A 20046-nucleotide genomic window follows, 5' to 3' on the forward strand; every position below is an offset into this window, starting at 1 on the left:
GGTGCGAAACCTGTGGGAGCGGGCTTGCTCGCGAAAGCGGTGGGTCAGGCAACATCAATGTTTACTGTGCCGCCGTCTTCGCGAGCAAGCCCGCTCCCACATGGATTGCGCTTAACTGACTGGCATTAGGGCAAGCCCCCTCGCCACAGGTCTTCGCTAGCCTTGCGGGTCCAGGTTATCCAGCACCCGGTTCACCGCCAGCTCACCGAGCATGACCACCGATTGAATCCCCAACATCATGTTGCGATGTGGCATGTCCATCAATCCGGCGAACTCACTGAGCATCATGCTCGCCGAGGCCAGGGACGCACAGGCATTGACCAGCAGGGTTTCGTTATCGACCTCGGCACCGACGTGGTAAATGGTGCTGGGTTTGCGTGGGGTGTCTTTGGGGATGGGCGGTTTGAGGTAGTAATCGAGGGCGCGGTCGGCGGCTTCGTTGAGTTTTTTGGAATCCAGGGATTCGTAGGGGGATGCCGGATCGGTTTCCGGTGGGTTGGGTGTTGGTTTGAACATAGTGAAACTCCTAATTGAAATGTAAGGAGCCTTCACCCTCGCTACCAAACGAAGAGTGGTGGCCATACGCGGGTTGGTAGACCGGCAACTAGGACCCGGCGCCCCCGAAGGAGCCCTGCGCATGACCACCATAAAGCAGAGACCTGAACAGGCCTTCAAACGGTGCGCTATGCGACTAGTTAAACCGGGCTACCAAACCCGATCGCTGTTTTTCAGCGACAGGCAAACGATAGAGCCCGGACCCAAGGCGCACAAGCCGGCGAATTCTGGCGCAGTCGTAGGCAACGGCGCAAGGATGTGTAGCCTGAGTGAGTATCTGGAAGTGTCGTTTAAACAGTGCTTGTTTAGTGGTCTGACTGTGGGAATTGTGATGGATGGGCGGGCCTCTTCGCGAGCAAGCCCGCTCCCACATGGATTGCGGAAAGCCCCCTCGCCACACTCTTCATTGATCAATCACTGGGTGTTTGCCGAAAACTCACCGCCAGGCGATTCCAGCTGTTGATGGTGCTGACGGCCATCGTCAGGTCGACCAGTTCGCCTTCGCTGAACTGTTCCCGGGCCAGTGCGTAAACGTCATCCGGCACATGGCTTTCCGAAAGCAGGGTCACCGCTTCCGTCCAAGCCAGGGCGGCTCGCTCCCGAGGGTTGAAGAAGTTGCTGTCGCGCCAGACCACGATTGCATACAGCCGACGATCGCTCTCGCCGAAGCGGCGCGCGTCAACCGAGTGCATGTCGGTGCAGAAGGCGCAGCCATTGAGCTGCGAGGCGCGGATTTTGATCAAGTGCAACAAGGCCGGTTCGATGCTCAGGTCGCTGGTCAAGGCCTCCAGGGCGATCGCTTTGGGCGATGCGCTGTAGTAATCCAGACGGGCATTCATGGGGTGACCTCGGGGATCGGATAGATGACTCCAAGATAGAGCTGGACCCAGCGGCGGCACAGCTCCAATTCGTCGAAAAAAACGTGGACCGCCCCGCAGAAGGCCAATCGGCGGTTTTTCGCCCACGCAACTTCTGCGCAGCCGCTCATGCGGGTAATCTGGCGCGACGTACAGTCGCCTCAGGAGCCCCGCCGGTATGGAACTTCATGTTGTCATCGATGGCCGCAAGGACCTGGCGGGCCAGTTGTACCGGCAACTGCGCAGCGCCATTGAATCCGGTCGCCTGACAGCCGGGACGCAGCTGCCGCCCAGCCGCTTGCTGGCCGAACAACTGGGGATTTCGCGCAAGACCATTTCCGACACTTATTCGCAACTGACCTACGAGAACTTCCTCACCGGGGTGATCGGCAAAGGCACCTACGTCAATGCCCGGGCGGCGAAAATCGTCCATAAGCAGAGCCATTCGGAGCTGGCGAGCTTTGATGTCATCGAACGCTGGCGCAGCCTGCCGACATTCTTGCGCCACCCGACGCTGGAAGGCTCGTTGCGTTACGAGTTCATCGGTGGAGCCACCAGCAAAGGCCAGTTTCCTCAGGACGATTGGCGCCGCTGCACCTCCCATGCCTTGCGCCAGATTGCCGGTTCCAAAGGTTTCTATAGCCTGCCCGAAGGTCTGCCGGCGCTGCGCAATGCGATCGCACGGCACATCGCGTTTTCGCGCGGGGTCAATTGTCAGGATGAAGACGTGGTGGTGTGCAACGGCGCGCAGCAGGCGCTGGACCTGATTTCCCGGGTGCTGACCCAACCGGGCAGCCTCGTCGCCATGGAAGACCCCGGCTACCCGCCGGCGCGCCTGTTGTTCGGGTCCCATGGCGCGACGGTGGTCGGCGTGCCGGTAGATGCGCAAGGCATTCAGGTAGAGCACATTCCCGACGGCACCCGGCTGATTTACGTCACCCCGTCCCACCAGTTCCCCTTGGGCATGCCCATGAGCCAGGCCCGGCGCGAAGCCCTGCTCGCAAGGGCCTATGAGCTGGGGGCGATCATCATCGAAGACGATTACGACAGCGAATTCCGCTACGAAGGCCGGCCCACCGACTCCCTGCAGAGCCTGGATCAGCGCGGCATCGTTGCCTACGTCGGCACCTTCTCGAAGACCCTGTTGCCGGAGCTGCGGCTGGGTTACGCGATTTTGCCGCCGGCGATTCTCGAAGCGGTGATCCGCGCCAAGCAGCTCACTGACTTGCACACTTCCACCCTGCCGCAATGGGCGCTGGCCAAGTTCATCGCCGAGGGCTGTCTGCTCAAGCACATCCGACGCTGCCATACAATTTACGCCGGGCGCCGTGAACGGATTCTGGCGCGCATGGCGGACGACCTTTCGCCGTGGTTTGAAGCGGTGCCGACCACGGCCGGGTTCCACATGGCGGTGCTGTGCAAGGTGCCGGTCGATATTCCATTGGTGATCGAATTGGCAAAAAAAGTCGAAGTGGGGCTCTATGCCCTGGACAGCTTTTTTTACCAGCAAGCGCCGCGAGCCGGGCTTTTCCTGGGATTCGGCGCAATCGAAACCCTGGACATCGACATTGCCCTGGACCGGTTAAGGGACATTTTGCAGCAGTTCGGCTGAGGGATTGGTCTGCGGCTTTATCCGGTGATTGGCTATTGGCGGCCTTGGGGTGCAGGCCTATCCTGATTGGGCGTTATCCCTCAATGAGCAGGATTCGTCCGGCCTGATTCAGGAGTGTGAGCAATGTCCAACGAAGTGATCAACACCGTAAAGGTGCAGGCTGCCGCCGGCCGCTCGGACGAACTGGGCAAGCAACTGCAAAAGATTGTCGACACCCTGCGCGAACTTCCGGGCTGTGATTCCTATATGGTCGACCGCTGCCCCGAGGACGACACCCGCTGGACGGTCAGCGCCCGCTGGCAATCGGAAGCGGCCATGCAATCGCATTTCAACTGCCCCGAAGTGCAAGGCTTTATCGGCCTGATCGACAGCCGCTTGGCCAATGCCGTCGACTTCAACAGCTTTCCAATCGTTTAAAAGCAAGATCAAAAGATCGCAGCGTTCCGCAGCTCCTACAGAATTTGCGTCCGCCCGATGTTTCAAGGGTGTACGCGATTCCAATGTAGGAGCTGCGGAACGCTGCGATTTTTTGATTTTGACTTGCTTGATTGGTCCCCTCACCTTCCCGAAAATTGGCCGTTTGATTGCCCGATAACGCGGCTTACTGTGGTTCCTGACGACTCACCACCACAGGTAATCAACCATGAATGCGCTTCGTTTTTTTGCTGCCCCTTTCGCCGCTCTGACGCTGAGCGTTTCAGCCCCGGCATTCGCCCACGACACCGCAGCCCCGTCAGAAAAAATTACTGTCCTGCAAGACCAGATGCTGAAAAACGTACCCGACAAAAAAGCCATGATGATCGAAGTCGACTACCTGCCGGCCAATCGTCCATCGCCCATAAACACCAGGGCACGGCCATGGCCTATGTGCTTTCGGGGGAGATCATTTCGCAAGTCAAAGGTGAAAAAGCGATCAGCTACAAGGCCGGCGAGTTCTGGTACGAACCGGCTGGCTCTGAACATTTGGTCTCGAAAAACGCCAGCGCCACCCAACCCGCCAAGCTGTTGGTGTTCATGGTGTTGGCGCCGGATGAGAAAGTGTTGATTCCTTTGGAAAACTAATAGCTGAGGTGGTGCTCGCGAAGGGGCCCGACCAGACACCAAAAAACCTCCAGACAAAAAAAAGCCCCATCTCTTTCGAGACAGGGCTTTTTCATTCAACGCCTATCAGGCAGCCGGTTCCAGCTCGGTGCTGACAGCGGCAGTCGCAGTGACAGGCACCACCGCTTGACCGCTCAACGCCAGGTCCAGCAGTTCGCGGTTGGCCACCGCGTACATGGCGTAGTCAGTGCCGCTGGCAGCACGGATTTCCACCAGCATGGCGCGCCAGCGTTCGATCATGCCTTCGTGCTCTTCCATCCACAGCGCCAAGCGTGTTTCCACGTCCTGGGTGCCGTCGCCCTGCTGCAGGACGGAGATGGTGATCGCACGTTGTTGCCAATCGACGTCATCACGGAACGCTTCACGGGCCAGGGCTTGCCAGTTGTTTTCAACCGGCAGAGCGCTGATCTGTTGCAGGTACCAGGTGATGTCCAGCGCACTGCCCACGGCGAAGTAGGCCTTGGCCACGTCGGCTGCGTCCTGACCGGTCACATCCGAGGCCTCGATGATCGGCAGCAAGGTGTACAGGTGAGTGGTGCCTGCAACCATGCGCGCCAGCAACTCCGGCACACCGGCTGCGACATACGCCTGATAACGCGCCTGCCAGGTTTCGCGGATTTCGCCACTGAGCAGATCGTCGAGCTTGAGGCCCAACTCTTTCAGATGCGGACCGAAGTGCGCGACGTCACGGGCAGCGTTCTGCTCGTTGCGACGGGCACGCAGGAACCAGCGCGTAGCGCGGCGGCCCAGACGCATCAGCTCATCCATCAGCTCCAGTTGTACGTCGGCCGAAACCTGGTAATCCAGGGCTTCGATCTGACGGAACCAGTGCGGGAGGTGGAAGATATCCCGAACTATTACATATGCCCCCGCAACATTCGCCGGGCTCATGCCGGTCGACTCTTTGAGTCGTTGAACGAAGGTGATGCCCATGTGGTTGACCAGATCGTTGGCGATCTGGGTGCTGACGATTTCTCGCTTCAGACGGTGACGGCGCATGGCGTCAGAGAACTTGCTCACCAGCGACGGCGGGAAAGCGGTTTCCATGTCGCGCGTCAGGTAATCGTCGTCCGGTACCTGGGAGTTGAGCAGCGCTTCCTTGAGGTCGATCTTGCTGTAGGAGATCAGCACCGACAGCTCGGCACGGGTCAGGCCGTGGCCTTCCGCGAGGCGTTCGTTGATCGCTTCTTCAGCCGGCAGGAACTCGATGGCGCGATCCAGCTTGCCGCGGCCTTCCAGATCGTTCATCAAGCGCTTGTATTCAGCAATCCGCACGAAAGCACGGCGTGCCGCCAGGGACAGGGCCTGAGTCTGCTTGTAGTTGTTGCCGAGCACCAGGTTACCGACTTCGTCGGTCATGCTCGCCAGCAACTGGTTACGTTGCTTATCGGTCATGTCACCGGCGTGTACCACTTCGTTCAGCAGGATCTTGATGTTCACTTCGTGGTCGGAGCAGTCCACACCACCGGCGTTGTCGATGAAGTCGGTGTTGGAACCGCCGCCATTGAGGCCGAATTCGACACGACCCAGCTGAGTCATACCGAGGTTACCGCCCTCGCCCACAACTTTGCAGCGCAGTTCGTTGCCGTTCACGCGCAGTGCATCGTTGGCCTTGTCGCCGACATCGGCGTGGCTTTCGCTGCTGGCTTTGACGTACGTACCGATACCGCCGTTCCACAACAGGTCTACCGGTGCCTTGAGCAAGGCATTCAGCAGTTCGGTCGGGGTCAGTTTGTCAGCCTGAATATCGAAGCGCTCTTTCATCTGCGGGGAAATCGCGATGCTTTTTGCGCTGCGCGAGAAGATCCCGCCGCCTTCGGACATGATGCTGGTGTCGTAGTCCGACCAGGCCGAACGTGGCAGATCGAACAGACGCTGACGCTCGGCGAAGCTGTTGGCAGGCTCAGGGTTCGGGTCGATGAAGATGTGCAGGTGGTTGAAGGCAGCGACCAGTTGCAGCTTTTCGGACATCAGCAAGCCGTTACCGAACACGTCACCGGCCATGTCGCCGACGCCAACCACAGTGATGCTGTCTTCCTGAACATTGATGCCGCGCTCGCGGAAGTGGCGCTGTACGCCGACCCACGCGCCCTTGGCGGTAATGCCCATTTTCTTGTGGTCGTAACCGGCCGAGCCGCCGGACGCAAAGGCGTCGCCGAGCCAGAAGCCGTAGTCGATGGCGATACCGTTGGCGATGTCGGAGAAGGTCGCAGTGCCTTTGTCCGCCGCCACTACCAGGTACGGGTCATCGTCGTCATGACGCACGACGTTGGCCGGCGGTACCAGCGCGCCGTCTTTCAGGTTGTCGGTGATGTCCAACAGGCCCGAGATGAAGATGCGGTAGCAGGCGATGCCCTCGGCCGCAATCTCGTCACGGTTGCCGCCCAGTGGCAGGCGACGCGGCAGGAAGCCGCCCTTCGCACCCACCGGCACGATGACCGAGTTCTTCACTTGCTGGGCTTTTACCAGGCCCAGGACTTCGGTACGGAAGTCTTCTTCACGGTCGGACCAGCGCAGACCACCACGTGCAACGTTGCCGAAGCGCAGGTGCACGCCTTCAACGCGAGGCGAGTAAACGAAGATTTCGAACTTCGGAACCGGCTTCGGCAGCTCTGGAATCTGGTGCGGGTTGAACTTGAAGCTGAAGTAGGACTTGTTCTGACCGTGGGCGTCGGTCTGGTAGAAGTTGGTCCGCAGGGTCGCTTTGATCAGGTCCAGGTAACGACGCAGGATGCGGTCTTCGTTCAGCACCTGAACATCGTCCAGTGCTGCCAGAATCGCGTGTTCCAGACGTTGTTGCTTGTCTTCCAGATCATCGCTGGTCAGCTTGCGCGCCAGGTAGAAACGGGTCTTGAACAACCGGGTCAACTCGCGAGCGATGTCGGTGTGGTTGTTCAGGGTGCTGGCGATGTAACCCAGGTCGAAGCCCAGACGGATCTGCTTCATGTAACGGGCGTAAGCACGCAGCAGCGCCACGTCGCGCCATGGCAGGCCGGCGGTCAGCACCAGGCGGTTGAATGCATCGTTCTCGGCATCGCCACGCACGATGTGGACGAAAGCGTCCTGCAAGGTGTCGTTGAGTTGCTGGATGTCGAGTTCCAGGCCTTCGGCGGCGGTGAACGCGAAGTCATGAATCCAGAATTCACGGCCATTGTTGTGACGCAGGCGATACGGGAACTCACCCAGCACGCGCAGGCCGAGGTTTTCCAGGATCGGCAACACGTCGGACAACGCCAGTGGCGTATCGGCGTGGTACAGCTTGCAGTGCAGCATGCGCTGACCGGAGACCTGGGCCAGCGGCTGATAGAAGCTCATGACCAGCGGATTTTTTTCGCTCAGGCTCAACAGGTGCTGCATGTCGACCACAGCCGAGTGGGCTGCGAAACGCTCGCGGTAACCGGCCGGGAAGCCTTTCGGGAAGTCGGCCAGCACGTTGGTGCCTTGGGCTTCGCCGAAGCTCTCGACCACCAGGCTTGCGTAGTCGTCCTGCCAGCTGCGGCAGGCCTGCACCACTTCTTTTTCCAGCAGAACCGGATCGATGTCCAGACGGTTCTTCGGATCGACCCGCAGAATCAGTTGCACACGGGCCAGCACGGACTCGGAGAAGAAGGTCCAGAACTCGCAGTCCGAGGCTTTCAGGCGATCCATCAGCACTTGCTGGATCTTCTGGCGCACTTCGGTGGAGTAGATGTCGCGCGGCACGTAGGCCAGGCAGTAGCAGAAACGGCCGTACGGGTCTTTGCGCAGGAACACGCGGATCTTGTTGCGTTCCTGGATCTGCACGATCGACATCACGGTGGTGAACAGCTCGTCCACCGGGGTCTGGAACAAGTCATCGCGCGGCAGCACTTCAAGCACCTGGGCCAATTCCTTGCCCAAGTGAGCCTTGGCCTGGAAGCCCGAACGCTGTTCGATGATCTCGACCTTGCGACGGATGTAAGGAATGACCCGCACGCTTTCGCCATACACCGAGGAGGTGTACAGGCCCATGAAGCGGCATTCTTTAACGACTTTGCCATCGGCATCGATCTGGCGGATCGACACGTAATCCGGGTACGCCGGACGGTGTACGCGGCTTGGGTGTGCAGCCTTGGCGAACGACAGCGGCGTCGGTTCGCGCAGGTAGTTGACGGCGTAGTCTTCGATGCGCAGATCATCGACGGTCAGGCCGGCGCGCAGCAGTTTGGTCAGGCCGAGGAACGAGTTCTGGTCATATTCGATGTGACCGCCGTTCTGATCTTCGCCCACCACGAACTCTTCGTAGCCCAGGAAAGTGAAGTGGTTGCCCACCAGCCATTCCAGGAAGCTCTTGATTTCGGACTTTTCGTCGGCGTTGATGATGAACTGGCTGTTGTCGATGCCTTGGATCAGCTCCTGGACCTTGGCTTTCATCGGCTCGAAATCGGCGACCGCGACGCGGACTTCACCGAGAACCTGCTCCAGCTCTTTGGTCAGGACATTCAGTTCGGCCGTGTTGGCGCAACGGTCGATTTCCAGGTACATCAGCGATTCTTGCAGAATGCCTTCGCCCTGGGTGCCTTTCGGCAAGATTTCCAGCAGCTCGCCCTTGCTGCCGCGACGCACGCTCAGCACAGTGGTTTGCAGGGTATGAATGCTGTAGCCGCGACGGTTCAGCTCGGTACGCACCGAGTCCACCAGAAACGGCAGATCGTGGTGCAGCACTTCGACCGCGGTGTGGGTCGACTGCCAGCCGTGGCGTTCGTAATCTGGGTTGTAGACGCGCACTTGCGGATGCGCGTGATCGAAGCGCTCAAGCAGGCGCCACGCAGAAAGGGTGCAGCCGGCGAGGTCGGACAACCGACGCTGGGTCAGCTCGTCCAGGGAAATAATGCCGAAAAATTGTTCAGCGAACAGCGCCACTTGTGGCAGTGCCTGTTCACTGATGTGCTGCGCCAGTGCCGCTTGCAGTTGGTGCTGGAAGTCGGCTTTGCTGGCTGCGGTGAAGAACGCCATCTGTGGTACTCCGCTTGGGCTTGTTATTGATGGAAGCGTCGCGTGCAAACCCCTTTCGGGGCAATCCGTCACCCTGTTCCTGATTCTCGGGCAGAGGAAACAGGATGACAGGTGGGTGAAGCTGGACGAGACACTCAGGTCACATTCACCTTCCATTGAATGGGCATCTGCAAAAACGACTGCGCGATCTATAGCGCACTGCCTTTACGGGTGCTCATCCGTAGCGCAGCTTAACGAGTGCAGCAAGGGCTGTGCTTGCAGCGCTGCGACATATTCGGTCATCGGCACGTAAACGGCGGTCCATGCCTCGAACAACACTAGCAGTCGTGCAGAAAAATGGGCGTTTTATGCCCGGTTCTACGGCACATCCGTACCAGAAATGACCAGTAACACCCCGAATGCTCACGACACATCTTCTGACACTCAGCCGAGCAGAAATTCCCGAGGGCTGGCAGAATTGTCTTTTGTTACGTTCACCACGCTCGCCGAGCCAGGATTTTCCCATGCAAATGACAACTGACCTCTTGATCGTCAACCCGTGCGACGAAGAAGAAGACAACTTGGCCATGCTCTGCTGCAACAGCGCCGAGGGCGAAATGTTCCTGATGAGCCGTTTTCCGGACGAGGATGAGCTGGAGATCATCTTCCACGACAAGCCTTCGGCCCTCAACGGGGTGAAAGTCACTCTCAGCCCTGACCGCCTGCTGATCGAAATCGCCGCCGCGGACGCCGATGTGCTCGATGGCGAAGATTCGCTGGAAATCCTGCACAGCACCGATGCGCAGGATCTGGCTGAAGTGGAAGAGACTTTGCAGAACATCCTCAAGGGGACTGGTACTTATATAAGCCAGCTCTGAGTTTCAGGGTCTCTGAACGGACGCCTTCGCGAGCAAGCCCGCTCCCACATTCGATTGCATTTGTCCTGGAAGAACGCGGTTAACTGTGGGAGCGGGCTTGCTCGCGAAGAGGCCAGCCAGATCACCACCCTGTCCCTCGCCTACAAATTTCCAACAATTTCGCCCGTCAATTCCCGCACTTTGCACAAAATGCCGTTAGTCGCCGCACCCCGCGATGGATTAAAGTAACGCCCCCAGCCCTGGCGTTATTCGAACGTCTTCGGTCACCCTTTCCAGGAACAGTCATCGATGGAACATCGTGAAGCGCTGCTCGCGCTGCGAACCTTTCTTTCAACGCAGATTCTCGGCCAGGAAAAACTCATCGAGCGCTTGCTCATCGCCTTGCTCGCCGACGGCCACATGCTGGTCGAGGGCGCCCCGGGGCTGGCCAAGACCAAAGCCATCAAAGAGCTCGCCGAAGGCATCGAAGCACAGTTCCATCGCATCCAGTTCACCCCCGACCTGCTGCCGGCCGACATCACCGGCACGGAAATCTATCGCCCGGAAACCGGCAGCTTCGTGTTCCAGCAAGGCCCGATTTTCCACAATCTGGTGCTGGCGGACGAAATCAACCGTGCCCCGGCCAAGGTTCAATCGGCCCTGCTCGAAGCCATGGGCGAACGCCAAGTCAGTGTCGGGCGCAGCACCTACGACCTGTCGCCGCTGTTTCTGGTCATGGCCACGCAAAACCCCATCGAGCAGGAAGGCACCTACCCGCTGCCCGAAGCCCAGCTCGACCGTTTCCTGATGCACGTGAAAATCGGCTTCCCTGACGCCGCCGTCGAGCGCCGGATTCTGCAACAGGCTCGCGGCGAAGCGCTGCACGGCGAAACCAAACCTGAACGCCGAGTCAGCCAGCAGGCGATCTTCGCCGCGCGCAAGGAAATCCTCGGGTTGTACATGGCCGACGCCGTGGAGGAATACCTGGTGCAACTGGTCATGGCCACGCGCACGCCGGCCAAGTTCGACCCGGAAATGGCCGAATGGATCGCCTACGGCGCCAGCCCGCGTGGCTCCATTGCCCTGGACCGTTGCGCCCGGGCTCACGCCTGGCTGGCCGGTCGCGACTTCGTCAGCCCGGAAGACATTCAGGCGGTGCTGTTCGATGTGTTGCGCCACCGCATCATTCTTTCCTTTGAAGCCGAAGCCGCTGGCATCGACCAGGACCGGGTGGTCCAGCGGATTCTCGACGTCGTAGCCGTCGCTTGACCCCGATGAACGCCCCCCTGCCGCCCGAGCCGGGCATCCGTGTCAGCCTCGCCGAGCTGATCGAGATGCGTCATCGCGTGCGTGAAGTGCAGCTGTTTTCCACGCCGAGCCAGCGCAGCCCGCTGATCGGCCTGCACCACTCCAAGCTGCGCGGGCGCGGGGTGGACTTCGATCAGGTGCGGGTCTATCAGGCCGGTGATGATGTGCGAAGCATCGACTGGCGCGTCACCGCCCGTACCCAGGAACCCCACACCAAGCTGTTCCATGAAGAACGCGAGCGACCGATTTTCATCATGGTCGAACAGAGCCGCCGGTTGTTTTTCGGCTCCGGCCTGATGTTCAAATCGGTGCTTGCCGCCCAGGCAGCGAGCCTGATTGGCTGGGCAGCGCTGGGCCATAACGACCGGGTCGGCGGGCTGGTGTTCGGCGACGACGAGCACTACGAGATCAAACCGCGACGCAGCAAACAGAGCCTGCTGCAATTGCTCAACCGACTGGTGCGGGTCAATCAGTCGTTGCACACCGAACGCGAGCCGGACCGCGACGCCTTCGGTATTGCCCTGCGCCGCGCCCGGGAAGTATTGCGCCCTGGCAGCCTGGTGATCGTGATCTGCGACGAACGCGCCTTGTCCGACGGTGCCGAGCAGCAGTTGAGCCTGTTGTCACGCCATTGCGACCTGTTGCTGCTGCCCGTGTCCGATCCGCTGGATCACGCCCTGCCCGCTGCCGGGCTTTTACGCTTCGCGGAACGCGGTGCGCAATTGGAACTCGACACGTTGAATTTCGACTTGCGCCAGGCTTATCGCGCACAAGCTGAAACGCGCATCGCCCGCTGGGAGCTGCTGGCGCAGAAGTTGCGGATATTGCTGATGCCTTTGAGTACCCAAAGCGAAATGGTCGAGCAACTGCGCGAATACCTGAACCCTCAACGTCCGGGGAAAGGTCGATGAGCAGCCTCGATCAGCTGCAACCGCTGATTTCCCCGCCACCGATCGGCTTCTGGCCGCCGGCGCCGGGCTGGTGGCTGCTGCTGTTATTGCTGCCATTGATCGGTTTCGGCCTGTGGCAGTTGCGCCGTTTCATTCCGAACAAGCGCCCTGTCGTCCGCGCCGAACAACCGCTGGACCCGGTGCGTCTCGCTGCGCTGGCCGAGCTCGCCCGGATGCCCAAACCCTACGACGGTGCCCCGGCCGGTGCCTGGCTGCAGCAACTCAACGGGTTGCTCAAACGTCTGTGCCGCAACCACTACCCCTACAGCCAGAGCCACACCCTTAACGGGCGTAAATGGCTGGCATTCCTCGATAACCGCTGCCCGGCCGCTGGCCTTACGCGCTGGATGGTACTGGTGGAAGGCGCCTACAAACCCGAATGCAAACTCGACGACAAGGCCATCGCCGGCCTGACTCAAGCCGTCGACACCTGGATTCGCAAACATGTTTGAGTTCGCCTGGCCGTGGATCTTCGCCCTGCTGCCCCTGCCCTGGCTGATGCGGGTGCTGCTGCCGGTCGCCGACAGTGGCGAACCGGCGCTCAAAGTCAGCTTCCTCAGCGACCTCGAAGGCCTCGCTCGCCGCCGTGCCCGGGCGAATCTGCCGGCCTGGCGTCAACAAGCCCCGTTCATCCTCATGTGGCTATTGTTGCTGATCGCCGCGGCGCGTCCGCAATGGCTAGGCGAACCCCTGCCGGTTGCCGCCAGTGGCCGCGATCTGCTGGTGGCGGTGGACGTGTCCGGCTCCATGGACTTCCCCGACATGCAGTGGCAGGACGAAGACGTCAGCCGACTGTCACTGGTGCAGCATTTACTCGGTGATTTTCTCGAAAGTCGCGACGGCGACCGGGTCGGCTTGATCCTGTTCGGCAGTCAGGCCTATCTGCAAGCGCCACTGACTTTCGACCGGCACACCGTTCGCGTGTGGCTCGACGAAGCGCGAATCGGCATCGCCGGCAAGAACACCGCCATCGGCGATGCCATCGGCCTGGCCCTCAAACGCCTGCGTCAACGCCCGGCACAAAGCCGCGTGCTGATTCTGGTCACCGATGGCGCCAACAACGGCGGCGAGATCGATCCGCTGACCGCCGCACGACTGGCGGCCAACGAAGGCGTGAAAATCTACCCGATCGGTATCGGCGCCGATCCGGAACAAAGTGGCACCCTGGGATTCCTGGGCATCAACCCGAGCCTGGACCTCGACGAACCAGCCTTGAAAGCCATCGCCCAAGCCACCGGCGGCCAGTACTTCCGCGCCCGCGACGGTGAGGAATTGCAGGCGATCAAGCGCACCCTCGACAAACTGGAGCCGGTGACCCAGCAACCCACTCAAGCCCGCCCGGCCCAAGCGTTGTATCACTGGCCTCTGGCGATGGCGCTGCTGTTGAGCATGCTGCTGGTGATCCGCGAGCGCTGGCCGGACAACCCGTTGCAACGGCTGTTTACCAAGAAGCTGTTTTTGCAAACGCAACTGCCCGACTGGCGTCAGCGGCTTAAACGCCTGCGTCTGCGGAGGCGCCGATGATTGCGCTCTGGCCGCACTGGTTCCGCCCCTGGTGGCTGCTGTTGTTGCCGTTGCTGGGCTGGTTGCTCTGGCAACTCTGGCATCGGCAGAAACGCGCCGGTCGCTGGCAAATGATTCTGCCGCCGGCCTTCCATGCCGCGTTGCTCAGTGGTGGCAGCGGTCGAGAAAGCAAACTGCCATGGGTCGCTCTTGGCCTGGCCTGGGTGCTGACCGTGCTGGCCCTGCTGGGGCCGAGCTGGCAGCGCGTCGAACAAACCAGTCAGAAACCCGCCGATCCGCTGGTGGTGTTGCTTGAGCTGACCCCGGAAATGCTCGCCACCGACGTCGCACCGAACAGACTGGAACAGGCCCGGCGCAAACTGTTCGACCTGCTGCAGAACCGCAGCGATGCCCAGACCGCAATCATCGTCTACGCCGGCAGTGCCCACACCTTGGTGCCGCTGTCGGATGATCTGTCGACCAGCCGCAACCTGCTGGACGCACTTAAGCCGTCGCTGATGCCCCAAGTCGGTCATCGTGCCGATCTGGCGGCGGCCAAGGCCCTTGCGCTGTTGGATCAGGGCGCCCTCGGCCAGGGGCGGATCCTGCTGATCGGTTCGTCGCTGACGGAACAGGAACGCCAAGGGATTCGTCAGGCGCTGGACGACAAGTCCACGCAATTTCTGATGCTCGGTATCGGCACCGCCGAAGGTGCGCCGGTCGCGCAGGACGATGGCAGTTTCCTCAAGGATGACCAGGGCGCAATTCTGGTGCCCCGTCTGGACGGCCCCAGCCTGAAAGCCTTTGCCAATGGCCTGGGCGGACGTTATCGCCAGGCGCGTCTGGACGATGCCGACCTGCGCGGTCTTGGCCTGCTCGATGGCCCACGGGATCTGCGCAACGACGGCCAGACATTGCGCCTCGACACCTGGGCCGATCAGGGCTACTGGCTGCTGCTGCCGCTGTTATTACTGGCCGCCTGTGCCGGGCGCCGGGGTTGGCTGTTCTGCCTGCCGCTGCTGTTCCTGTTGCCACAACCGAGTTACGCCTTCGATTTCGAAGACTTGTGGCTGCGTCCCGATCAGCAAGGCCTGCACTTACTCAAACAAAAGCGCCCGGCCGAGGCCGCGCAGCATTTCGAAGATCCGCAGTGGCAAGGTGTGGCGCTCTATAACGCCGGCGACTACAGTGGCGCCGCCCAGCGGTTTGCCCAAGGCAACGACGCCCACGCCCACTACAATCGGGGTAACGCCCTGGCCAAAGGCGGTGAGCTGGAAGCGGCGCTGGATGCTTACGATCAAGCGCTGGAACGTCAACCGGATCTGCGCCCGGCCCTGACCAACAAGGCACTGGTGGAAAGCCTGCTCAAGCAGAAAACCTCAGCGCCGCCCGTCGAGCCGGACAAAACCGCCGATGGCAAAACCGAAACCATCACCCAGGAACCGCCGCCGGGCAGCGCCACCCAACCCAGCAATGGCGAGCCGAAAACCGACGCCGAGCAAACCACGCCGGACGCCGAGCAGCCGCCCACGACGCCACCGCAACCGGGTGCCAATGAAGTCCCGGGCAGCGAGTTGGGCGATGAGCAAAGCACCACGCCACCGCGGCGCCCGGCCAGCGACATGATTGAAGGCGAACAGCGCCAGGCGCTGGAGCAATGGCTGCGCAAGATCCCGGATGACCCCGGCGAACTGCTCAGACGCAAATTCTGGTACGAACTGCAACAACATCAGGATCAGGAAAAAACTCGATGACCCGCTTCACCGCCTACTTGCTCGCATTGTTGCCGGCCCTGTTGCTCTGCACCGCTCAGGCCCAGGCTGCGGAACTGGTCGCCAGCGTCGATCGCAGCCGCCTGAATTCCGGCGAGACGGTCGAACTGATCCTGGAAACCAGCGACGTGACCCAGTTCGGCAAACCCGACCTGACCCCTCTGGAGCCGCTGTTCGAAGTGCGCGGCACTCGCCAAGTCAACCAACTGAACACCCTCAACGGCAACACTCAGGCGACCACGCGCTGGATCATCACCCTGCTGCCCCGGCAAAACGGCAGCGTGGTGATTCCATCGCTGCAACTGGGCGACGTCCAGAGTCAGCCGATTACCGTGCAAGTGATCGAGAGCGAAGCGCAGGACAGCAGCAACACACTGGCGCCAGTGTTCATTGAGGCCAGCCTCGACCAGAACAGCGTCTATGTGCAGGCTCAGGCGATCCTGACCTTGCGCATTTACCATTCGGTGTCGCTGTACGACGACAGCAGCCTGACCCCGTTGCAGATTCCCGATGCGCGCATCGAACAGCTGGGCGACTCGCGCACCTACGAAAAAGTCATCAATGGACTGCGCCATGGCGTGATCGAAATGCGTTATGCGATCTACCCGCAGCAAAGCGGTGAACTGGTTATTCCAGCGCAGATGTTCAGTGCAACCCCAGTCGATACCCGACCGTCCCAAGACGCAACACCCCAAGGGCCAAAACCGGGCAAGCAGATGCGCGTCAAATCCGCCGAGATCCCGCTGACGGTCAAGGCCAAACCCGGCACGTATCCAGCCGATGTGCCCTGGCTGCCGGCCCGCAGCCTGAGCCTAAGCGAAAGCTGGAGCCCGGAACCGGATAATGCGCAGGTCGGCTACTCGCTGACCCGCAGCCTGACCCTGAACGCCGAAGGCCTCGCCAGTTCGCAACTACCACCGTTGCCCGCCACCGAGATCAACGGCCTGCGGCGCTACCCGGATCAGCCGGTACTGGGCAACCAAAGCAGCGAACGCGGCTTGATCGGCAGTCGCGAGGACCGTGAAGCCCTGGTGCCGACCCGCACCGGCAACATTGATTTGCCGAGCGTTGAAGTGGTCTGGTGGAACACCTTCGAGGATCACCTTGAACACAGCAGCCTGCCGGCCCGTACACTGCAAGTGGCGAGCAATCCAAGCCTGATCGTCGATACCCCGGCGGGCAGCCCGCAGGTAATGTCCGGCGCCAGCAACGAAGTCCTCTGGTGGTGGAAACTCAGCACAGTGATTCTGGCCTGCACCACCCTGCTGGGCTTCGGCCTCTGGTGGCGCGCCCGCTGGCAACCGGCGATCCTGCGAGCGGCGCAGACCGGCCCGAGCCCACGCACCTTGCTCGACGACCTCAAACGCGCCTGCCAGGCCAACGACACTCATGCCACCCGCCAGGCCCTCGATGCCTGGGCCCGACAACAACCGGAAACCCTGGCCGACATGGCGGCGCGTTTTGTGCCGTTGTCCGATGCGCTGGACGGCCTGAACGGCGCGCTGTATAGCGAAACCGGCCAGTACTGGCAGGGCGAAGATCTCTGGCGCGCGATTCGTGCAATCCCGACGGCCGAAGGGGTTCAGGATCTTGTAGGTGATACCGGGTTACCGCCGCTTTACCCGAAATAGAATCAAAAGATCGCTGCCTTCGGCAGCTCCGGGGGTGTACGCCATTACATTGTAGGAGCTGCCGAAGGCTGCGATCTTTTCTGCCCTGACACGGTCAACCCTGGCTTTTGAGATGGAACTCGGCGTCCAGATGAATGGCCTGTAAAAAAGCGCTGTCGTGGGAGACTACGATCAATGCGCCTTGGTATTGATTAAGCATCTGCTCCAGAGCGATTCGACTGGGCAAGTCCAAATGGTTGTCCGGCTCATCCAGCAATAGCAATTGCGGTGGCCGCTGTGCATATAACTGCGCAGCCAGTGCTATTTTCAGGCGTTCGCCGCCGCTCAACTGGCAGGCCTTGAGCGTCGCACGATCCGCATCAATGCCCATCTGCGCCAACCGGGTTCGCGCCTCGGCTTCGGGCAACTCCGGATTACTCTCGTAGAGCCATTGCACCGCGGTGCGTTCGGGGTACTGCAACCCGGCGTGTTGATCCAGCCAGCCGACATGGCAACTGCGGATGAGTTCGCCTTCGCTCACCGGCAGTTGGCCGGCGATCACTCGCAACAGGGTCGACTTGCCGCTGCCGTTGGCGCCCAGGATTGCCATGCGCATAGGCCCCGTCAGCGTCAGATTGATCGGCGCCGGGTAACCGAACGGGAGAATGACGTCGTTGAGCTGCACAATCAGCTTGCCATTGGGCACTACGCTTTCCGGAGACAACATCATGCGTTGAATGTCGGGCGCACACCGCGCACGGGCCTCGGCGATACGTTGTTGTTGCTGCTCCCGGGCCACCTGTTGATTGAGGCGCAATTTTCCCTGACTGTTTTCACTACGCTCTTTCTGGGCGTTGGTAATCAGCTTGGTCTGATTGCCGTCACGGGCCTGACGGTCGCCGCGCGCATTACGCCGTTGCTGACGCTCCATCTGCACGGCCATCTCACGGTGCTCGCGCTTGGCCTGCGCCCGCTCACCTTGCAATGCCGACTGGAGCGACTGCTGTTCTTGCTCGCGTGCCGCCGCATACTGACTGTAGTTGCCGCCATAAACCGCCAGCCCCAAGGGTGAAAGCTCGACAATTTCGTTCACGTGCTCCAGAAGGCCCCGGTCGTGGCTGATCAACACCAGGCCGTTAGGCCAGCGAGCGATCTGCTGCGCAAGCTTGTGTTGCTGATTAATATCCAGGTGATTGCTGGGCTCATCCAGAATGAGCCAGTCGGCTCCGGACAACCACGCCCCCATCAGCGCCACCCGTTGCCGTTCGCCACCACTGAGTGCGTCGGTGCGCGCGTCGGCATTCAAATGACCCAGACCGATCTGCTCCAGCTCCGCCTCAAGGCGTGTAGCGCAATCCCACTGATCAACCGCCAGCGAATGGTCGTGATCATCGACGCTGCCTTGGGCAATGCGATCCAGCGCCGCCAGAATATGGTCGACCCCGGCCAGTGCGGCAACGCTGGGATAGCGCTCGGGTTCCAGTAACTGTGCCACGGCATAAACCCGGCCTTCGCGATGGATGATGCCGCTGGTGGGCAGTTGCTCCTCCGTCAGAAGCCGGCCAAGCAAGGACTTGCCACAGCCATTGGCACCGACGATGCCAGTGGCCTTGGAATTGAAAGTGTAATTCAAGTGATCGAACAGAACGCGCCCGTCAGGCAGGTTGTACGACACTTGATCAAGTTGAAGTAACCGCTGAGTCATGACGCTTCCTTAAACAATCGGCCCGATAGGCACTGAACCACTCCCTGATGGTGCGCAACAGCACCAGACGTTTCGTTGGCAAATGTACATCGACCACACACACTGCGTCGAAATCGAAATCTAATCGAATTAGTCACCAATAATCTGGAGCCCCAAAGTCTGTCGGCTTCTCAGGTTTTTGCCAGTAACCCACCCCTCTTTCGCTGCTGTCATTGTTCTCGCAGCCATCACATTATTTTCTACGGAGTACGCCTCGTCAGGTCGGAACCTTCGACAACGATCCGACTTAACGGACGCGTCCTACGCCAAACATAGATTCGTCTGACATCACCAATTCGTAGTTCCACGCAAAGTCCGTGTCTTCAGATAGACATAAGGACATGTGGATGTTCAGCGCCGTCAACCCCGTCGTTTTCACACTCGACATTGAAGGTTTCCCCCACAACCTTCAGGTACTCGAGTTCCGCGCCAGGGAGCGCGTTGCGCTGGCCGCTGACCTGGCCCAGCGCTGGGCCAGCCAAGGAGGCCACCCATGACTTCACCCGCCAACCTCGCCGCAGCGGCGGCCTCCAAATCCCCCATCGGCTCTCTGGGTGCCTGCCCCTTGCGCCAAACCCATGTGCAGCTGCTGCCTTTGCGTTATGGACTGGTGGAAAAGCCCCTCGACCCGAGTGCCGAACTGAAGCTGCCATATGCCCTGACGACCCGCCCGCTGGGCATTCGCATGCTGCGCGATGGCTGGTTGTACGTCATCGACAGCGTGACCGGCCACCTGCACGAGTATCAGGTGCTCGACGGACTGGTCAGCGCCTTGCTGCACAAGGGCGCCAAGGTCGACAGCGATCAGCGCACGCCCATCGAAGAGCGTCCGGCGTTAGTGTTTTCAAGGCGCAGCACCCTGCATGTGACCTTCGCCGAAGTGCAGTGGACGGCGGCCAAATGCGCACAAGTGCTCGACAGCCGTGACGAACGCGAGCACTTCATGCAGGCCGTCGATCTCGGCCCGGTGCATTGCCAAACCGGCGGCGAGCATCTGTTGACGGTCGCGCAAGGCAAGCAGTGGCTGGCAGAGATTGCTACGGTACTGGTCCGGCAGGCCCAAGCCACCCAAGAACGCTCCGACCTGCAAGCCGAGTCGCCGGACGCCGTTCTATTGCCGACGGTGCACGTCAGCGATGCCCCCGCGCACGAACGTGAACCGTATCTGTGGGAACAGCCTCGGCGCTTTCGCGAGGCGCACATTGGCGAGTTTCTCGGGCGGGT

At 60.7% G+C, this 20046-nt stretch carries 15 protein-coding genes and 1 pseudogene; 12 read left to right on the forward strand and 4 right to left on the reverse strand.

The genetic code is table 11. The annotated features are described in order from the left end of the window. Positions 1–156: 156 nt before the first annotated feature. Together TU81_RS28810 and TU81_RS28815 are read right to left on the reverse strand one after the other, a co-directional pair. Complete coding sequence (locus tag TU81_RS28810; protein WP_038984054.1) at positions 157–516, reverse strand: DUF6124 family protein; 360 nt, start codon at positions 514–516, stop codon at positions 157–159. Between the two features lie 449 nt (positions 517–965). Continuing rightward, entirely contained in the window at positions 966–1394 is a 429-nt protein-coding gene (locus TU81_RS28815; protein WP_048397873.1) for a carboxymuconolactone decarboxylase family protein, read from the reverse strand. A gap of 196 nt (positions 1395–1590) precedes the next feature. Between TU81_RS28815 and pdxR the strand changes: the two genes are divergently transcribed. The 3 genes and pseudogenes from pdxR (at position 1591) to TU81_RS28830 (ending at position 4086) form a co-directional block, all read left to right on the forward strand. Beyond that, positions 1591–3024 carry a MocR-like pyridoxine biosynthesis transcription factor PdxR gene (gene pdxR / locus TU81_RS28820; protein ID WP_048397875.1) on the forward strand — a complete coding sequence of 478 codons (1434 nt, stop codon included), beginning with the start codon at positions 1591–1593 and terminating at the stop codon, positions 3022–3024. Between the two features lie 123 nt (positions 3025–3147). Further along, positions 3148–3441: an antibiotic biosynthesis monooxygenase family protein gene (locus TU81_RS28825; protein WP_008010413.1), complete on the forward strand. Its 294-nt coding sequence runs from the start codon at positions 3148–3150 to the stop codon at positions 3439–3441. Positions 3442–3667: 226 nt separating this feature from the next. Next, positions 3668–4086, forward strand: a pseudogene (locus TU81_RS28830) (cupin domain-containing protein). 105 nt (positions 4087–4191) lie between these two features. On the opposite strand, the gene TU81_RS28835 reads toward TU81_RS28830, so the two are convergent. Further along, positions 4192–9099 carry an NAD-glutamate dehydrogenase gene (locus tag TU81_RS28835; protein WP_038984061.1) on the reverse strand — a complete coding sequence of 1636 codons (4908 nt, stop codon included), beginning with the start codon at positions 9097–9099 and terminating at the stop codon, positions 4192–4194. A gap of 503 nt (positions 9100–9602) precedes the next feature. On the opposite strand from TU81_RS28835, the gene TU81_RS28840 reads away from it, so the two are divergent. The 7 genes from TU81_RS28840 (at position 9603) to TU81_RS28870 (ending at position 17099) form a co-directional block, all read left to right on the forward strand. Beyond that, positions 9603–9956 carry a hypothetical protein gene (locus tag TU81_RS28840; protein WP_038984062.1) on the forward strand — a complete coding sequence of 118 codons (354 nt, stop codon included), beginning with the start codon at positions 9603–9605 and terminating at the stop codon, positions 9954–9956. A gap of 288 nt (positions 9957–10244) precedes the next feature. Next, positions 10245–11204: an AAA family ATPase gene (locus TU81_RS28845; protein ID WP_007901181.1), complete on the forward strand. Its 960-nt coding sequence runs from the start codon at positions 10245–10247 to the stop codon at positions 11202–11204. Between the two features lie 5 nt (positions 11205–11209). Then, positions 11210–12154 carry a DUF58 domain-containing protein gene (locus TU81_RS28850; protein ID WP_038984064.1) on the forward strand — a complete coding sequence of 315 codons (945 nt, stop codon included), beginning with the start codon at positions 11210–11212 and terminating at the stop codon, positions 12152–12154. After that, complete coding sequence (locus TU81_RS28855; RefSeq protein ID WP_038984065.1) at positions 12151–12645, forward strand: DUF4381 domain-containing protein; 495 nt, start codon at positions 12151–12153, stop codon at positions 12643–12645. Before TU81_RS28850 ends, TU81_RS28855 begins: the two co-directional genes overlap by 4 nt. Beyond that, positions 12638–13717, forward strand: coding sequence for a vWA domain-containing protein (locus TU81_RS28860; RefSeq protein WP_038984066.1), 1080 nt, complete (start codon positions 12638–12640; stop codon positions 13715–13717). The genes TU81_RS28855 and TU81_RS28860 overlap by 8 nt, the downstream gene beginning before the upstream one ends. Then, positions 13714–15450 carry a tetratricopeptide repeat protein gene (locus tag TU81_RS28865; RefSeq protein ID WP_048397877.1) on the forward strand — a complete coding sequence of 579 codons (1737 nt, stop codon included), beginning with the start codon at positions 13714–13716 and terminating at the stop codon, positions 15448–15450. The genes TU81_RS28860 and TU81_RS28865 overlap by 4 nt, the downstream gene beginning before the upstream one ends. Continuing rightward, positions 15447–17099, forward strand: coding sequence for a BatD family protein (locus TU81_RS28870; protein ID WP_048397879.1), 1653 nt, complete (start codon positions 15447–15449; stop codon positions 17097–17099). The genes TU81_RS28865 and TU81_RS28870 overlap by 4 nt, the downstream gene beginning before the upstream one ends. 94 nt (positions 17100–17193) lie before the next feature. Here the strand turns inward: TU81_RS28870 and TU81_RS28875 are convergent, their stop codons facing one another. Then, on the reverse strand, positions 17194–18783 hold the full coding sequence (locus TU81_RS28875) for an ABC-F family ATP-binding cassette domain-containing protein (protein WP_048397881.1): 1590 nt from the start codon (positions 18781–18783) through the stop codon (positions 17194–17196). A gap of 386 nt (positions 18784–19169) precedes the next feature. On the opposite strand from TU81_RS28875, the gene TU81_RS30390 reads away from it, so the two are divergent. Both TU81_RS30390 and TU81_RS28880 read left to right on the forward strand, forming a co-directional pair. After that, entirely contained in the window at positions 19170–19319 is a 150-nt protein-coding gene (locus tag TU81_RS30390; protein WP_156320521.1) for a hypothetical protein, read from the forward strand. Beyond that, on the forward strand, positions 19316–20046 hold a 731-nt coding region (locus TU81_RS28880), incomplete at its 3' end, for a toxin VasX (RefSeq protein WP_048397883.1). The genes TU81_RS30390 and TU81_RS28880, both read left to right, overlap by 4 nt.

This window comes from Pseudomonas lini (assembly GCF_001042905.1).
In the GTDB taxonomy this organism is placed as follows: Bacteria; Pseudomonadota; Gammaproteobacteria; order Pseudomonadales; family Pseudomonadaceae; genus Aquipseudomonas; species Aquipseudomonas lini.

Coding starts and splice junctions, on each gene's coding strand:
- TU81_RS28810 (WP_038984054.1), bottom strand. CDS start 516: ATGTTCAAACCAACACCCAACCCACCGGAAACCGATCCGGCATCCCCC.
- TU81_RS28815 (WP_048397873.1), bottom strand. CDS start 1,394: ATGAATGCCCGTCTGGATTACTACAGCGCATCGCCCAAAGCGATCGCC.
- pdxR (WP_048397875.1), top strand. CDS start 1,591: ATGGAACTTCATGTTGTCATCGATGGCCGCAAGGACCTGGCGGGCCAG.
- TU81_RS28825 (WP_008010413.1), top strand. CDS start 3,148: ATGTCCAACGAAGTGATCAACACCGTAAAGGTGCAGGCTGCCGCCGGC.
- TU81_RS28835 (WP_038984061.1), bottom strand. CDS start 9,099: ATGGCGTTCTTCACCGCAGCCAGCAAAGCCGACTTCCAGCACCAACTG.
- TU81_RS28840 (WP_038984062.1), top strand. CDS start 9,603: ATGCAAATGACAACTGACCTCTTGATCGTCAACCCGTGCGACGAAGAA.
- TU81_RS28845 (WP_007901181.1), top strand. CDS start 10,245: ATGGAACATCGTGAAGCGCTGCTCGCGCTGCGAACCTTTCTTTCAACG.
- TU81_RS28850 (WP_038984064.1), top strand. CDS start 11,210: ATGAACGCCCCCCTGCCGCCCGAGCCGGGCATCCGTGTCAGCCTCGCC.
- TU81_RS28855 (WP_038984065.1), top strand. CDS start 12,151: ATGAGCAGCCTCGATCAGCTGCAACCGCTGATTTCCCCGCCACCGATC.
- TU81_RS28860 (WP_038984066.1), top strand. CDS start 12,638: ATGTTTGAGTTCGCCTGGCCGTGGATCTTCGCCCTGCTGCCCCTGCCC.
- TU81_RS28865 (WP_048397877.1), top strand. CDS start 13,714: ATGATTGCGCTCTGGCCGCACTGGTTCCGCCCCTGGTGGCTGCTGTTG.
- TU81_RS28870 (WP_048397879.1), top strand. CDS start 15,447: ATGACCCGCTTCACCGCCTACTTGCTCGCATTGTTGCCGGCCCTGTTG.
- TU81_RS28875 (WP_048397881.1), bottom strand. CDS start 18,783: ATGACTCAGCGGTTACTTCAACTTGATCAAGTGTCGTACAACCTGCCT.
- TU81_RS30390 (WP_156320521.1), top strand. CDS start 19,170: ATGTTCAGCGCCGTCAACCCCGTCGTTTTCACACTCGACATTGAAGGT.